This is a genomic window from Fluviibacterium sp. S390, from assembly GCF_049800695.1.
Lineage (GTDB): Bacteria > Pseudomonadota > Alphaproteobacteria > Rhodobacterales > Rhodobacteraceae > Meridianimarinicoccus.
In genome coordinates, this window is sequence record NZ_JBNAFN010000001.1 from 91183 (window position 1) to 105886 (window position 14704).

The 14704-nt window shown below is 64.4% G+C and carries 13 protein-coding genes; 1 reads left to right on the top strand and 12 read right to left on the bottom strand.

Features of this window, described 5'->3' with window-relative positions:
• Positions 1 to 73: 73 nt before the first annotated feature.
• From ACP15K_RS00395 to ACP15K_RS00415, 5 genes are all read right to left on the bottom strand, one after another.
• Positions 74 to 1576 carry a hypothetical protein gene (locus ACP15K_RS00395; protein WP_193139188.1) on the bottom strand — a complete coding sequence of 501 codons (1503 nt, stop codon included), beginning with the start codon at positions 1574 to 1576 and terminating at the stop codon, positions 74 to 76.
• A gap of 7 nt (positions 1577 to 1583) precedes the next feature.
• The gene (locus tag ACP15K_RS00400) at positions 1584 to 2573 is read right to left on the bottom strand and encodes a UDP-glucuronic acid decarboxylase family protein (protein WP_193139190.1); all 990 of its coding nucleotides are present in this window, start codon (positions 2571 to 2573) and stop codon (positions 1584 to 1586) included.
• Between the two features lie 300 nt (positions 2574 to 2873).
• The gene (locus tag ACP15K_RS00405; RefSeq protein ID WP_193139192.1) at positions 2874 to 3806 is read right to left on the bottom strand and encodes a pirin family protein; all 933 of its coding nucleotides are present in this window, start codon (positions 3804 to 3806) and stop codon (positions 2874 to 2876) included.
• Between the two features lie 15 nt (positions 3807 to 3821).
• Positions 3822 to 4121, bottom strand: a complete 300-nt coding sequence (locus ACP15K_RS00410) for a GNAT family N-acetyltransferase (RefSeq protein WP_193139194.1) — start codon at positions 4119 to 4121, stop codon at positions 3822 to 3824.
• Between the two features lie 98 nt (positions 4122 to 4219).
• On the bottom strand, positions 4220 to 5668 hold the full coding sequence (locus tag ACP15K_RS00415; RefSeq protein WP_424989556.1) for an aldehyde dehydrogenase family protein: 1449 nt from the start codon (positions 5666 to 5668) through the stop codon (positions 4220 to 4222).
• A gap of 193 nt (positions 5669 to 5861) precedes the next feature.
• On the opposite strand from ACP15K_RS00415, the gene ACP15K_RS00420 reads away from it, so the two are divergent.
• Positions 5862 to 6365 carry a hypothetical protein gene (locus ACP15K_RS00420; protein ID WP_424989557.1) on the top strand — a complete coding sequence of 168 codons (504 nt, stop codon included), beginning with the start codon at positions 5862 to 5864 and terminating at the stop codon, positions 6363 to 6365.
• Between the two features lie 4 nt (positions 6366 to 6369).
• Here the strand turns inward: ACP15K_RS00420 and ACP15K_RS00425 are convergent, their stop codons facing one another.
• The 7 genes from ACP15K_RS00425 to ACP15K_RS00455 all read right to left on the bottom strand — a co-directional run bounded on the left by ACP15K_RS00425 (position 6370) and on the right by ACP15K_RS00455 (position 14669).
• The gene (locus ACP15K_RS00425) at positions 6370 to 9111 is read right to left on the bottom strand and encodes an AsmA family protein (RefSeq protein ID WP_424989558.1); all 2742 of its coding nucleotides are present in this window, start codon (positions 9109 to 9111) and stop codon (positions 6370 to 6372) included.
• Positions 9112 to 9292: 181 nt separating this feature from the next.
• Complete coding sequence (locus ACP15K_RS00430; protein ID WP_193139210.1) at positions 9293 to 10864, bottom strand: GMC family oxidoreductase; 1572 nt, start codon at positions 10862 to 10864, stop codon at positions 9293 to 9295.
• 21 nt (positions 10865 to 10885) lie between these two features.
• On the bottom strand, positions 10886 to 11410 hold the full coding sequence (locus ACP15K_RS00435; RefSeq protein ID WP_424989559.1) for a Twin-arginine translocation pathway signal: 525 nt from the start codon (positions 11408 to 11410) through the stop codon (positions 10886 to 10888).
• 68 nt (positions 11411 to 11478) lie between these two features.
• Positions 11479 to 11874, bottom strand: coding sequence for a VOC family protein (locus tag ACP15K_RS00440; protein ID WP_193139214.1), 396 nt, complete (start codon positions 11872 to 11874; stop codon positions 11479 to 11481).
• A gap of 104 nt (positions 11875 to 11978) precedes the next feature.
• The gene (locus ACP15K_RS00445) at positions 11979 to 12284 is read right to left on the bottom strand and encodes a ribbon-helix-helix domain-containing protein (protein ID WP_193139216.1); all 306 of its coding nucleotides are present in this window, start codon (positions 12282 to 12284) and stop codon (positions 11979 to 11981) included.
• Between the two features lie 133 nt (positions 12285 to 12417).
• Positions 12418 to 14169 (bottom strand): sensor histidine kinase, encoded by a 1752-nt coding sequence (locus tag ACP15K_RS00450; protein WP_424989560.1) that lies wholly within the window; start codon positions 14167 to 14169, stop codon positions 12418 to 12420.
• Positions 14166 to 14669, bottom strand: a complete 504-nt coding sequence (locus ACP15K_RS00455; RefSeq protein WP_424989658.1) for an RNA polymerase sigma factor — start codon at positions 14667 to 14669, stop codon at positions 14166 to 14168. Before ACP15K_RS00455 ends, ACP15K_RS00450 begins: the two co-directional genes overlap by 4 nt.
• Positions 14670 to 14704: the final 35 nt, after the last annotated feature.

A 14704-nucleotide genomic window follows, 5' to 3' on the forward strand; every position in this document is an offset into this window, starting at 1 on the left:
GGAATTTCCGTATGAGCACCAATTATCGACCCAAGGTAAAGAAAAAGCGAGGAAATGGGGTTGCTTCATATTATCACTCTTTGAACCGCGCCCGATCCAGCCATGCAAACCGAACCAGCGACAGCAGCGCCGCCAGATAGGGCAGCAGCCAGATCACCCGCGCCCCATAGCGTGCCGCCGGTTGCGAAACCCCGCCACAGACGAAAGCATTGACCAGGATACCCAGGAACACCATCACCACCAGCACAAGGATCGGGGCCGTGAAGGGCGCCGGGCGCAGCAGGTGATAGACGATCACCAGCAAAGACAGGGCATAGACGACCTCGTGCACCCGTTCGACCGCGGGCAGCCAGCTCTTGTCGGCCGAGAGGGTGCCGTGCACGAAGAGGGTCACGATATCCCCGCCATAGCCATGGGCGCGGGTGATGATGTCGTCATGCGGCAGGGTCATCCACACGCTGAACCCCATTGCTTGCAACCATGTGTTCTGCAGGAAGGCATAGCTTGTGCCCAGCGGATCGTTCAGCAGCACCCGGAAGAAGAAGGGGATCTGATCCTCGGCCACCGCCCGCTGATCTTCCGGCGTCATCAGCAGGAACGACCCCAGCCGCGGTGATTCTTCCAGCAGGATGTGCGAGGCGGTCAGCCGGTACGGGTCATCGGACCATTGCAGCGCCTCGTACAGCGCGCAGGTCGGGATGCTCTCGTCCGGGCAGGTGCGTTCCATGAAGCGGTAGGCCGGGCCGTCCTCGATCAGGCGCACGGTGATGAAGGGCTTGTAGACGACCTTTTCGTTGGTGACTTCCTGAACCCCGATGGTGAAAGCGCTTTTCTCGGCAACGCCCAGCACCAGCATGATCCCCACCAGCAGCGGAGCCAGCCACCAGCGGCGCAGGTCCACCACCAGCGCGCCCAGGGCCGACAGTGGCAGCAGCAGCGCAAGAATCGGCAGGTGCGAAATATGAAACACGCCCGCCATCGTGCCGATGGCCAGCGCCAGAAGGATCTCGCCCCAGCGCATCTGTCGGGCATAGCCGGTCAACAGTGCCACAACCAGCAGCAACAGCGGCGTCAGGATATCGGGCATCAGGAAAGCGACGTAGAACGGCAGCGACGAAACCGCCGCCACGATGATCGGGAAAGACGCCGCGAACGGCAGGTTCAGACCATACCCATGGACACGCGACACCACCCGCACCACCAGAGTGGACGTCAGCAGCACCAGAAACGCGTTGACCAGCGGCACCAGTTTCAGCGATGCAAAGCCCGCGAAGATGGCCAGCACCAGCGAGTACCAGACCGAATGTGACCCATCGATGCCGGCCTTCTCGGTGCCGCCGGCCCCGCCCAGACCGCCGCCGGCCCCGCCGGCCCCCGATGCTGCCGGGTCCAGAACCCCCAGCATCTTCAGCACGTTGGTGCCCTTCAGATAATAGCCAACGGAGTCGAAGTAGAACAACGGCAGCGTGTTCAGCACCGCCACATACAGGCAGCAGATCAGGGCGACCGCGTACCAGAGGTAGGACAGCAGCCCTTCGCCGGAATGTGCGGTGCTATGCAGGTCACGGCTGGTCATTGGCGGATCAGTTCTGCTTGGCGGTTTTCAGACCGGGCTGGGCCTCCAGCCGCGCCCAGTTGTCCCGGAAATAGGCCACGGTGGCGGCCAGCCCGTCGTCCAGCTTGACTTTCGGTGCCCAGCCCAGCTTGGTCTTGGCCAGCGTGATATCGGGCTGGCGCTGCATCGGGTCATCGCTGGGCAAAGGCTCGAACACGATCTTCGAGCCGGTGCCGGTCATCGCCACCACTTTCTCGGCCAGTTCGCGAATCGTCATTTCGCTGGGATTGCCCAGGTTCACTGGTCCGGTGAACTCATCGGGCGAGGCCATCAGCGCCATCAGACCGTCGATCAGGTCGGACACGAAGCAGAAGGATCGCGTCTGATCACCCTCGCCGTAGATCGTGATGTTGCGCCCTTCCAGGGCCTGCATGATGAAGTTCGACACCACGCGGCCATCCTGCGGATGCATCCGCGGCCCGTAGGTGTTGAAGATGCGGGCCACCTTGATACGCAGGTTGTGCTGGCGTTTGTAGTCGAAGAACAGCGTCTCGGCACAGCGCTTACCCTCGTCATAGCACGAGCGGAAGCCGATGGGGTTCACGTTGCCCCAGTAATCCTCGGTCTGCGGGTGGATGGTCGGATCGCCGTACACCTCGGAGGTCGAGGCCTGAAGGATCTTCGCCCCGACCCGCTTGGCCAGCCCCAGCATATTGATCGCCCCATGCACCGATGTCTTGGTCGTCTGCACCGGATCGTGCTGGTAGTGCACCGGCGAGGCCGGACAGGCGAGGTTATAGATCTCGTCCACCTCGACAAACAGCGGGAAGGTCACGTCATGGCGCATCAGTTCGAATCCCGGTTCGGACAGAAGATGCGCCACATTGGCCCGACGGCCGGTAAAATAATTGTCGACGCAGAGCACCTCGTGCCCCTGCTTCAATAGCTTTTCGCAAAGATGCGAGCCCAGAAAACCCGCGCCTCCCGTGACGAGAATACGTTTGGGAGTTGATCTCATGCTTTCACCCCACCTCTGGCGGCCACCCGCAGATGTTCCGGCAGATCGGGGGCTGGAACACTACAAACCGGTCAAACCCGGACGGACGGGAACGCTGCCCGCCTGCCCGCACGGCCCTGAAAGGAACCGCACCGACCTGACCCCCTTCGCCGTCAGCCCCCTGCGCAACGAAGGTCCCCCGCCGCGCGCCCGAAACCCGGAATGACGCGGCGGAATGATTTAGCTATAACAGCACCTTCGCACGGCTCAAAGTGGGCAGGCAAATTATCCTTACGCCGCTGGCAAGGGTATCCTGTCGCATCAGGGGGCGGGGATGAACTCGGCGTCGTCGCCGGGCGGCAGTTGGAATCGGCCATGGGCCCAGTCGCCCTCTTTCCACGCGGCTTTCGCAGCCTCGATCTTCTCGCGCGAAGAGGCCACGAAGTTCCACCAGATGTAGCGCGGGCCGTTCAGGGTCTCGCCGCCCAGCAGCATCAGGCGTGCCCCCTGTGCACCCGCCCGGATCGTGATGGCGTCGCCGGGGCGAAACACCATCATCCGGCCCGCGTCATGGGTCTGACCGGCGATCTGGACGCTGCCTTCCAGCACGTAAAGGCCGCGATCTTCATGGTTGTCGGGCAGCGGCAGGGCTGAACCGGGCTGCAGCACCGCATCGGCGTAGAACATCTCGGAAAAGGTCGTCACCGGAGCCCGTTCCCCCCAGGCGTTGCCAAGAATCAGGCGCACCTGCTTGCCTTCGCCGTCCAGCAGCGGCAGCGCTTCCTGCTTCTGGTGTTCGAATTTCGCGTCGCTGTCCTCGGCCTCTTCGGGCAGGGCCACCCAGGTCTGGATGCCCGACAGGCTGGACGGCTGCGCGCGGGTCTGGGCGCTGGTGCGTTCCGAATGGGTCACGCCGTTGCCCGCCACCATCCAGTTCACCTCGCCGGGATAGATCATCTGGTTGGTGCCCAGCGAATCACGGTGCTGGAATTCGCCCTTCAGAAGATAGGTCACCGTGGCCAACCCGATATGCGGATGCGGTCGCACGTCGATGCCCTGACCCGACAGGAATTCTACCGGTCCCATCTGGTCGAAGAAGATGAACGGGCCAACCATCTGCCGCCGGGGCGCGGGCAAGGCGCGGCGCACCTCGAAATCGCCGATGTCGCGGGCACGCGGGATGATCAGGGTCTCGATCGAATCTTCTCGGCCGGCTTCGGGGCATTGCGGCTCGATGGCGGGGTTCCAGCTCATGGTCGTTCTCCTTGCTCAGGCCAGCACATCGGCCCAGTCGGAATGCTTGCGGAATTGCGCGGCGGCGAAGGGGCACAGCGGGGTGATCTTCAGTCCCGCCGCCCGCGCCTCGGCCACCGCATGGGCCACCAGCGCCACCCCGACCCCCTGCCCGCGATAGGCATCGGGCACCTCGGTGTGGTCGAGGATGATCTGATGCGCACCCAGCTTGGACCAGGTCAGTTCGGCCTCGGGCTGATCGGGACCGCTGCGATAGCTGTAGCGGCCCTTGCTGTCGGTCTCGTGAACATGGATGTCCTTGGGGTCGATCTGCATGCCGGGGCTCCTTTGATGATGGGACAAAGATAGCGGCAGGATCTGCGCAGGGTAGAGCGAAGACTCCACCGCCGCTGTTCACCGACGCACAGTGGCCTCTAGTCGTCGTGGAAGGCCGCGCCCGAGATCGACTTCACTGCCTGATACCCGCGAATGCCCCACAAGCCGGCCTCGCGGCCAACGCCCGAGGATTTCCGCCCCCCGAAGGGCGCGCCCGCGGCCCGCGACTGGCCGTTGACCTGGACCATCCCGACCTGAAGCGCCCGCGCCACGCGATCGGCCCGTTCGGGGCTGCCGGTCTGAAGATAGCCCGCCAGTCCGAAGTCCGAATTGTTGGCCAGTGCAATCGCCTCGGCCTCGTCGTCAAAAGGCGTCATCGTCAGCACCGGGCCGAAGATCTCTTCCTGAAAGATGCGCATTTGCGGCGTCACATCGGCAAACACCGTGGGACGGGCATAAAACCCCCCGTCCAGACCGGCGGGCAATCCTTCGCCCCCGGCAATGCACCGTGCACCTTCGGACCGGCCAAGCGCGATGTAGGATTGCACCCGCTGCCACTGGGCCGCGCTGACCAGCGGGCCGATATGGGCGCCGTTGGCATCGGGGCGGCCAACTTCGGTGTCACGAGCGGCCTCGGCGGCCAGAGCGACCGCCTGGTCATACACCGACCGTTCCACCAGCATCCGCGAGGCCGCGTTGCAGGATTGCCCGGCGTTGCGCATGCAATGGGCCATCCCCTGCTGGATCGCCACCGGCAGATCGCAATCGGCAAACAGCAGGTTGGGCGATTTCCCCCCCAGTTCCAGGATCGTGCGCTTGAACCCCGGCGCGGCGGCGACGGCAATGGCCTGCCCGGCACCCGTGGACCCGGTGAAGGACACCACGCAAATGGCGTGCGCGCCCACCAGCGCGGCGCCGGTTTCTGCCCCGCCCAGAACAAGGTTGAACACCCCCGGCGGTGTGCCCGCCTCGGCCATGCATTCGGCAAACAGAACCCCCGTGCGCGACGACAGTTCCGAAGGTTTCAGCACCATCGGACATCCGGCCAGAAGGGCAGCCCCCACTTTCAGCACCACCTGGTTCAATGGCCAGTTCCACGGCGTGATCAGTGCGGCCGGACCCAGGGCCTCATAGCGCACCCGATGTTCGGGGCTATCGGGGGCAACGGCCTGGTCGTCGCTTGCGGCGTCTGCGGCGGCCAGGGTGGCCTGCAGATGTCCCAGTGCCGCGCCGACCTGCTGCTTTCGGGCGAAGTCTACCGGCGCGCCGATCTCGTCCGAAATCAGGGCGGTGAAATCCCCCTCGCGCCGGGCCAAGGCCTCCAGCAGGCGGCGCATCAGGTCCAGCCGCGCGGGCTTGGGCGACTCTTCCCAGCCACTGGCGGCGGCGGCGGCCACGGCACGGGCCACGTCGTCGGGGGTGGACACCGGCATCGGCGCCCGCGCCTGCCCGGTTGCCGGATCGCATTGGGCGATGGCAGGCATGCCTTCCGGCACGCTCCAGTCTCCGCCGATGTACTGCCGGAAATCCGGCGTTGCCCCTGTCACGTCCTATGCCCCTTGCCCGCCATGAAACACGCACGCGACCCCCGGCGCACCGCGGGTCAGCAGCACAGCTATACAGGGACCGGCGGGAAGGAGCCACCACCCGTGAACATGGCCCAAGGGATCAAACGGCCCCAAGACAGGTTGCGCCAAAGCGCCTAGACTGGGCGGAAACTCCCCCTGCCCCGGAGGCCCGATGTTCCGCATTCCCATCGCCCTTGGCCTTGCCGCCTGCAGCACGCTCGCAGCGGCCCAACCATACGAGCATTGGTCCGACAACGGCGCGTGGCAGATCCTTGTCGATCCGGCGAGGGGACCGGCCTGTCTGGCGCAAAAGACCTTCGATGATGGCACGCTGGTGCAACTTGGTGCCGTGCCGGTGCAGGAGGGCGGGTTTTTCGCCGCCTACAACCCGGCCTGGACCGATATCAAGGCGGGCGACGAGGGCACGCTGACCTTCGACTTCGGGGATGAGCGGTTTGCCGGGGAGGTTGTTGGCCAGATTCATGACGGCACCCCCGGCGGCTATGCCTTCTTCGACAATCCCGCCTTCCTGACCGAATTCGCCAAGCGGCAGGAGGTGACAGTTTCCGGCGAGGGCGGCCATCGCATCCGCCTGGATCTGACCGGCACCAGCAAGACCATCGACGCGGTGCTGGCGTGCCAGAAGGCACAGCCCGCGCCGCATCTGGCGAAATAGGCCCCTACTGCAACTGGTAGATGTCCGGCACGCAGGGCTTGCGGTCGGCGGGCATCTTGTCGGCGCCATCGGCGCGCCGGCTGCGCGCCCCGCCGGCCTGCAGCTTGACCTGCGGATCGGACACCTTGCCGGTCACATCGATGGGCCAGGCGCTGCGATCCAGCGGCTTGCCCACCGGGCGCGGTTCGGCCCGCACCGAAATCGTGTTGCGAAGCCAGTCGATGCTGCCCCTGGCAACCACCTGCACCCGCGTCGTCTCGGCCACCAGCCGGTCCGAGGACACGCGGCCCGCGTCGATGCGCAACGGTGCGCGGACGCAGACGATCCTGGTGGCGCTGTGCCGCAATTCCGGCGAAAACAGCCAGGGCACAACACCCAGACCCGCCAGTTCCAGCAGGCTGGTGGCGATGTGCCCCTCGGCCATCGAGATCGTGGCGCTGCCCCGCATCGTGTTCAGGAAGGTGTCAAGCGAACTGATGTTGCCGCGCAGGTTCAGCGGTCCGCCAAGGGTGCCATCGGCATCCAGTTTCACCCCGGCCACCGAGAGAAGATGTTGGAGGTCCCAGCCACGCGTGCTGCCCGACACCGACAAGTACTTCGGCGCGTTCACCAGATCCGAGGCAAGGTCGAGGTTGAAGTATCCCCCGCCATAGGACACCTCAAGCGGGCCAAGGCTGGCCTGACCCTTGCGTGCTTTCAGGGTGCTGGATACCGAGGACACCCCCCGCTGGCCGGTGATCTTGCGAATGTCCACGGCGATGTCGACATCGGCTTCGGTCAACAGGGTTTCGGGGTCCAGAAGGTTTGGCGCGTCCCTGTCGGGCAGCACCAGCGGCTGCACGTTGGCGTCGTCTTTCGGCAGGACCAGTGGCTGCACCGCGTTGTCATCCTTGGGCAGAACCAGCGGTTGCGCCTTGGGCTTGCGGTCCTTCTTGATAAGGGTGACCAACTCGACGACCGCCGCCAACGTGTCCTGAAATGTGTCGATGCGGACAAGATCGCTGTGCAGGGATCCGCGCACCACCGGAACATGCCGCGCGATGCTGGTGTCAAGCATCGCCTTCAGATGCGAGTTGCCATTGGCCAGCCCCAAGGTGCTGGTGAAGGCCGTCCCGTTGCCCTTTACGCTGGCGGTCAGATCCAGCGCCCCGGCGTCGATCACCTTCAGATCCAGCGCGGACAGCAGCCGCGCCGTATCGGCCACTGACAGATCCATGTCGACGTCGATGCCTTCCAGATCCGTCACATCGCCCAACCGGGCCGACAGGGTCATATCCCACAGATCGGTGCCCGAGGTCTGCGCCTTCAACTCGGACAGGCTGAGATCGCCTGCGGTGTCGTCGATCTTGAACACCGCCTCGACCCGGCCCATCAAGCCTGCCTGAACTGGAGTGAGATCGGGCAGCAGCAGCGTCGCCGCGCCGGCCAGCTTGCCGTGAAAGGCAAGGTCATCCAGTTGCAGCACGTCATGGATATAGCCGCTGGCATCAAGGATCGGCGCATCAACCGGACCGGCCTTCAGCGAGATGCCATCCATGGCCAGCCGCCCATCGGGCGTTCTGTAGATCTTTTCGATCCGGGCGGGACCAAGTCGTTCCAGCCCGTTGTCAAAAGCGTTGGTCTGGAATTCGAGATTGCGCACTTCGAAGTCTTGGCCTTGCCCGACGATATGCGCCTCGAACCCGGCCAGCCTGATATCCCGGACCAGCCCTGCGGGCGGGGGCGGGCGTTTTTCCGGATGCAGACGCCCCGCAATCACCAGATCCAGACCCTGCCCGCGTGCCAGATCCGCGATACTGCCCGTCGCGGTCAGCATCTGCCCTTCCGAAAAATCGATGCTGGCGGCAAGGTTGGCGACCTTCACGTGTCCGGCCTGGCTTTCCACATCGGCCGACAGCTTGCCGTCGCCCTCCAGCACGCGCTGCAGCTTCAGCACTTCCAGAAGATCGCCAATGTCGCCGGTCTTCAGATCGAAGGTCGCGCGAAACCCGCCCCCCGCCGCGGCGGGCATCGGCTGGCCGTCAAAGGACATGGTCAGATCGCCGAAGGTCGCCGCCGTGGTGAAGGGCGCGCCTTGCGGATAGTTGCCCGAAATCCCGAAGGTGTGGCCGTTGATAAGACCCTTGCTGCTCAACCCGACCCGGCGGCCTCCGTCCAGTTGTGCCAGTGACAGGGTGTCGAGATCGAAGTCGAAGCTGAACCCGGAATTCGCATCGTCGACCTTCAACCCGACCGAGGTGAACAGGGCCGTGCGCCCACTCAGGAACGACAGGATACCCTTGCCGTCCCTGGAGTTGACCGGGGTGCCGGACGTGTCCAATTGCCTGGCCTTGTCAGCCAGATCTGCAGCCGATGGGGTCCAGCTTGTCGTGCCGTCCGCTTGCGTCAACAGGTTGATCTGGGCGCCCTTCACAACCAGATTGTCCAGACCTGGCTGCCCCCGCGCCATGGCGATGAGATCAAGGTCGAACTCCATCAGGTCAAGCCGCGCAAGGTTGATGCCCGTGATGTTCTGGCTCGGGATTTCGACCCCGGCCAGATAGAAGTGGCTCGTGGGGGCCAGCAGGACACGCACGTCCTTTGTGACCACAAGAGGCTGGCCGATCGCGATGCTCAACCGGTCTTCGACAAACGCCCGGCGCTGGGGCGAGAACAGCGCGGATTCCAGCAGCAGCCATCCCAGCGCCGACAGCAGGACAAGAAAGCCCAGAAGCCCCAGACCGAGGCGCGGCAACAGTCTTCGCATGGCCCTCCCCGTCTGTGTTCGGACAGCTGACATACAGGACATATAATCCCGCAATGGACCGCGCCACAGAAACACGCCGGCCCAGGGGCCACACGTCAGCGCATCTTGCCTTGGGTACGCCCAAAAGGCAGGCGGCGCCCCGAAACCTCGGGACGCCGCCGTTCATCATTCCAAGGCCCGATCAGAGCGCGCCGCGCGACATCTCTCCGGCGATATGGTCGGCCTGACGGATGGCCAGCGCCACGATGGTCAGGGTCGGGTTCTCGGCAGCACCGGTGGTGAACTGCGAGCCATCCGACACGAACAGGTTGGCAATGTCATGGGTCTGGCCCCAGCGGTTCACCACGCCATCGCGCGGATTCTCGGACATGCGGTTGGTGCCCAGGTTGTGCGTCGACGGATAGGGCGGGGTCGGGAAGACGCGGGTTGCGCCCACCGCCTCATAAACGGCGATGCCCCGCGCATAGGCATGGTTGCGCATGGCGATGTCGTTGGGGTGATCGTCGAAATGCACATTCGCCACCGGCAGCCCGTACTGGTCGGTCACGTCCATGTTCAGCGTGACGCGGTTGGTTTCCTGCGGCATGTCTTCGCCGACAATCCACATGCCGGCCATGTTCTCGTAACTGTCCAGCGCGGTTGTGAACTCGCGTCCCCAGGCACCGGGATCAAGGAACGCCGCCATGAACGGCAGGCCCAGGCTGAGGGTTTCCAGTTCGTACCCGCCGACGAAGCCACGCGACGGATCGTGCCGCGCCTCGTCCTGGATGATGCCCGCCATGGTGGTGCCTCGCCACATGCGCACCGGCTTGTCGAAGGTCGCATAGACCGATCCGGTCATGTGCCGCATGTAGTTGCGCCCCACCTGCCCCGAGCTGTTGGCCAGCCCGTCCGGGAACATTTCCGAGGCCGAGTTCAGCAGCAGGCGCGGCGATTCGAACGAGTTGCCCGCCACGCAGACGATCCGCGCCTTCTGCATCTGCAGATTGCCGTCCGCATCGTAGTATTCCACGCCGGTGACCTTGCCGGTGTCGTCGTGCAGGATGCGGGCCACATGGGCGCGCTCGCGCACTTCCAGGTTGCCGGTGGCCTCGCCCGCCGGAATGTCGGTATAGGCCGACGACCATTTGGCGCCCCATTTGCAGCCCTGAAAGCAGAACCCGGTCTGCTGGCACGGCGTCCGGTCGCCGTCGTCATGGGACATGATCGCCATCCGGCCGGTGTGCACTTCTTCATAGCCAAGCGCCTTGGCGCCAGCTTCGAATACCTTGTAGTTGTTGTTGCCGGGCAGTCCCGGCCAGCCATTGGTGCGGGTCACGCCCAGCTTCTTCTCGGCCAGATCGTACCAGGGCGCCATCTCGGCGCCGTCGATGGGCCAGTCCAGAAGGTTGGCACCCTGCACGTCGCCATAGGTGGTCTTTGCCTTCCATTCGTAATCCTGGAACCGCAGCGAGGCCCCGGCCCAATGAGTGGTTGTACCGCCGACGGCCTTGACGATCCACGCGGGAAGCCCGCTGAAATCCTTGGCGACGCGCCAGTCGCCCGACGTGGTGCGCGGATCGGTCCAGGCCAACTGCCCGAAGCTTTCCCATTCGTCATTGACGTAGTCTTCCGGCAGATAGCGTCCGCCCGCTTCCAGCGCGACGACGCTGACGCCCTTCTGCGCCAGTTCGTTGGCCAGAACGCCCCCGCCCGCGCCGGTGCCGATGATGACGACGACGCTGTCGTCGGTCAGATCAAAAGGTGCAGCCATGTTCGTGTCCTCCCAGGTGGCTCACAGCCAGTTGATGTCGTTGAAACCGCGGTCGATGTAGCCGCCTTGCTCGTAAGAGGCGCCCTCATAGCCAAAGATCGGCCAGACCGCTTTCTGGTTATAAAGCCCGGTGACCAGCCCGCCCCGGATCTGCTGGAAGAAGGCGCTGTTCTCGATCCCCCGCAGGATGTCGACGCGGTCGCGCTCCCAGCCGGTATCGAGGTACGAGCCAAAGCCCTTGCCACGGGCGGCGGCATCCAGCGCGGCAATCCCCGCTTCGATCGCCGGCGCGGCCTCGGGGGTGTCATAGCCGCTGACGGCCCGTACGTAGAATTCGTCGCCAACCTTGTCGTGGGGATAGATATCGCGCGCCATCTGCACCAGCGTGGCGAAGGTTTGCGGTTGCAGGGCTTGCACTTCACGGGCCCAGGCTGCATCCGCCGCGGCGATGAACCCGCCGCCGACCGCGAAACCTGTGCCAAGGATCGCGGCATTCGACAGCAATTGCCGCCGGGTCATGCCCCTTGGGGTTTTGGGGGTGTTCATGGTCTTCTCCTCCTCATAAGCCATGGTCGGCCCGCGATCCGGCGCGGGCCATCGGTGTCGATGTCAGGTCACTTGAACCGGCCGCCGCGCTCCAGCACTTCGATCTGATAGCCATCGGGGTCGGCGACGAAGAAGAACCTGGCAAACCGCGTGCCGCCCGGCGCGAACTCCACCAGTTTGCGGGGGTTCAGGCCTTCGGCTTCGAACCGGGCGTGTTCGGCATCGATGTCTTCGACCGACACCGCCAGATGGCCATAACCGTTGCCCAGGTCGTACGGCTCGGTCTGGCCCTTGTTCACGGTCAGTTCGACTTCAAAGTCACTTTCCGCATTGCTGAGATACAGCAGCGTGAAGGTTTCAAAATCCTGCCGATGCGCCACCTCAAGGCCGAAGGCCCGGCGATAGAAGTCGACGGAACGCGCCTCGTCGAGGACGCGGATCATGGTATGAATGGCTTTTGCCACGGATCTCTCCTGAATTGGTCCGGTTGCGGTCCAGTTCAGTATGCCGTGTCGGTCACGGGGCCGGGTAGTAGCCGTTTACTACAGCCCCGGAAAAGACCGGCGGGTCATTCCGCGGCGAAGGCAGTGCCCGTATCGTGATGCGCGTCCGCGGCCGGCTGCGCGACAAACACCAGACAGGCGGTGCGCAGAAGCGAGGTGAAATTCACCGGCTCGCCGCGGGTTTCCAGCACCTCGGAATGCAATTTCGAAATGAAGGCCGGGGTCGAGACGCCATCGGCCTGGGCAATCTGGTCAAGGATGTCCCAAAAGGCGTTTTCCAGCCGCAGGCTGGTGCTTTGACCGTTCAGCCGCAGCCTGCGCGTGGTGGATGCGTAGCGGTCCGGGTCTTGCCCGGCGAAGACTTGGCACATGCTGATCCCTCCCTGAAGCGCAGCGCTTGCTGCGGGGAAAGTGTCTCACAGCTTGGCTGCCATTTCCACTCCTCACCACGAAGCCGTGAACGCCGGAGCGATCTGCTGCCCCGCGCGGGTGTCGCTGCCGGGATCAATCCGATGTGTCGTCCTCACCGTCCTGCGCCCAGGACAGCGGAAAAACCACGTGCATTTCGTAGCGATCGGGATGTTCGATGACCTCGCGCGTGCCGTTCAATTGCGCCACGAACGACTGGATCAGCCGCGCGCCCAGCCCCGAGCCCTTGGGCATGTCCATGGTGGTTTCGCCGGTGTCCGCGGCGCGGGAATTGACCACGCTCAGGCTGATGTTGTCACCGTCCGCCTTGCGCAGTGCAATATCGATCCAAGCCGGGGCATCGCCCGTGGCCCCGCAGTATTTCACCGCGTTGATTGCCGCTTCGGTGGCCAGAAGTGACAGGGGCACGGATTGATCGGGGCTGATCTCGACCGGGTCCAACGCGGTCGACACCCTGATCTGATGTCCCGAGTCTTCAAGCGTGCCTACGACAACCAGTTGCTGGATGATCTCTTCCAGCAATTCATCGGCCCGCAGCGACGACAATTTTCGGGCAAGATAGAGATAGCGGTGGATGGCTGACAGCGCCATCACCCGGTCCTGCACCCGCCGCAACAGGCGCTTGGCCTCGGGGCTGTCCGTCGCCCTGATCTGCATGTTCAGCATGCTTGAAATCAGTTGCAGGTTGTTCTTCACCCGGTGGTGCACTTCGCGCAGAAGCAGGGTTTTTTCCTTGAGGTCGGCCTCCAGCAGGCGCTCCTGCTCGGACAGGCGAGTGGTCATGGCGCGAAAGGCTTCGGCGACGACCTCCAGTTCCTCGGGCGCATTGTCGAGCCGCGCGTTCTCCAGCCCCGCCTGCCCGCTGGAATACAGACGCATCCACGACCGCAGCCGCCGCACATGGCGGATCACCAGCCGCTGCACGCCGACATAGGCCACGACAATCGCCACCACCCACATCACGATGGGAAAATACAGCGCCATCAGCCGCTTGTAGGTTGGAAGCGTCAGGCCAAACTCGCGCGGTTCCCAGCTTCCCAGGGCATAGACGCGACCGTCGACGATGGGTGCGATGGCAAAGTCACGGGTCAGCCCCTTGCGGTTTTCCCCACGAAAGGTCTGGCGGCCCGCAAGCGCCAGATCTTCCAGCGTGCGGTCCTGCGGCAGCACCGAGCGCCGGTCATCGGCATACTCCTCGGTGGCAATGATCTCTCCCTCGGACTGGAACAGCACCAGGTCCACATCCGGGGCTGCGCGGGCCAGGGCATCGTTCAGGGCTTCGGCGGGCACGGCGATCCACACGGTGCCCAGAAAGGTGCCCTTGCGCAGAACCGGCACGGTGATGTTGACGGTGGCCACCCCGCTGAGAATGGCCAGCGGTGTCATCCCGATGTCCTCGACGGCCAGATCCGCAGCCGGCAGGGCCGTCAGCGGATCTTCGTCGGGGGACAGGTTCTTGGACCCGCAGACAAGGCCCCGCGCGAGATCGCGGTAACCGGCAAACAGGATCCAGCGGGATTTCTCGGCGATCTGGGCCATCGCCGCGGTACAGGCGTCATCGGTAAACTCCGAGGCCGAGACCAGAATGGCCAGCGTCTCGGCCGCACCAACGGCGGTGCGGATCACCTCGCGGCTGTCGGATACGGCGCGCTGGGTTTCCTCCAGAAGGGCTGCTGTGGACAGCGACTGGCGTTCTTTCAGCACCGAATAGGTCTGGTAGACCGAGATCAGGCCCAGCGGCAGGATCGCGATGCTCAGAACCAGGGCCAGTTGCACCGCCAGACGCGGTTGCAGGGTCCGACCTCGCGCCGTCTTGGTGTCGCTCATGCGGCGGTCGAACCTTTCACGACCGCCAGCGTCGCCGCGTCTGTCATTTCAAGCGCCTCGTCCTCGTCCAGATGCATCAGTTCGGCCAGACGCTTGCGGGCGCGGTTGGTGCGGCTCTTGATGGTGCCCACGGCGCAACCGCACATCTCGGCGGCACCCTCATAGGAAAAGCCTTCGGCGCCGACCAGGATCAGAACCTCGCGCTGTTCGTCGCTCAGCTGATCGAAGGCGGTCCTGAAGTCCGACATCACCAGACGGCCATCATGGGCCGGCTTTTCCGACAATTGCCCGGCCAGCGCACCATCGGGATCCTCGATCTCGCGGCGGCGCTTGCGATACTGCGAATAGAAGGTGTTGCGCGTGATTGTGAACAGCCAGGCGCGCATGTTGGTGCCCACCTGAAACTTGTCGAAGTTGCCCCAGGCCTTGACCACGGCGTCCTGCACCAGATCGTCGGCCGCGGCGGAATTGCGGGTCAGGCTTTGGGCAAACGCCCGCATCGCGGGCAGGTGTTCGACCAGCTCGTCCTTGGGAT

Coding starts and splice junctions, on each gene's coding strand:
- ACP15K_RS00450 (WP_424989560.1), bottom strand. CDS start 14,169: ATGAGCGACACCAAGACGGCGCGAGGTCGGACCCTGCAACCGCGTCTG.
- ACP15K_RS00455 (WP_424989658.1), bottom strand. CDS start 14,669: ATGCGGGCGTTTGCCCAAAGCCTGACCCGCAATTCCGCCGCGGCCGAC.
- ACP15K_RS00445 (WP_193139216.1), bottom strand. CDS start 12,284: ATGTGCCAAGTCTTCGCCGGGCAAGACCCGGACCGCTACGCATCCACC.
- ACP15K_RS00430 (WP_193139210.1), bottom strand. CDS start 10,864: ATGGCTGCACCTTTTGATCTGACCGACGACAGCGTCGTCGTCATCATC.
- ACP15K_RS00410 (WP_193139194.1), bottom strand. CDS start 4,121: ATGCAGATCGACCCCAAGGACATCCATGTTCACGAGACCGACAGCAAG.
- ACP15K_RS00405 (WP_193139192.1), bottom strand. CDS start 3,806: ATGAGCTGGAACCCCGCCATCGAGCCGCAATGCCCCGAAGCCGGCCGA.
- ACP15K_RS00400 (WP_193139190.1), bottom strand. CDS start 2,573: ATGAGATCAACTCCCAAACGTATTCTCGTCACGGGAGGCGCGGGTTTT.
- ACP15K_RS00425 (WP_424989558.1), bottom strand. CDS start 9,111: ATGCGAAGACTGTTGCCGCGCCTCGGTCTGGGGCTTCTGGGCTTTCTT.
- ACP15K_RS00435 (WP_424989559.1), bottom strand. CDS start 11,410: ATGAACACCCCCAAAACCCCAAGGGGCATGACCCGGCGGCAATTGCTG.
- ACP15K_RS00420 (WP_424989557.1), top strand. CDS start 5,862: ATGTTCCGCATTCCCATCGCCCTTGGCCTTGCCGCCTGCAGCACGCTC.
- ACP15K_RS00395 (WP_193139188.1), bottom strand. CDS start 1,576: ATGACCAGCCGTGACCTGCATAGCACCGCACATTCCGGCGAAGGGCTG.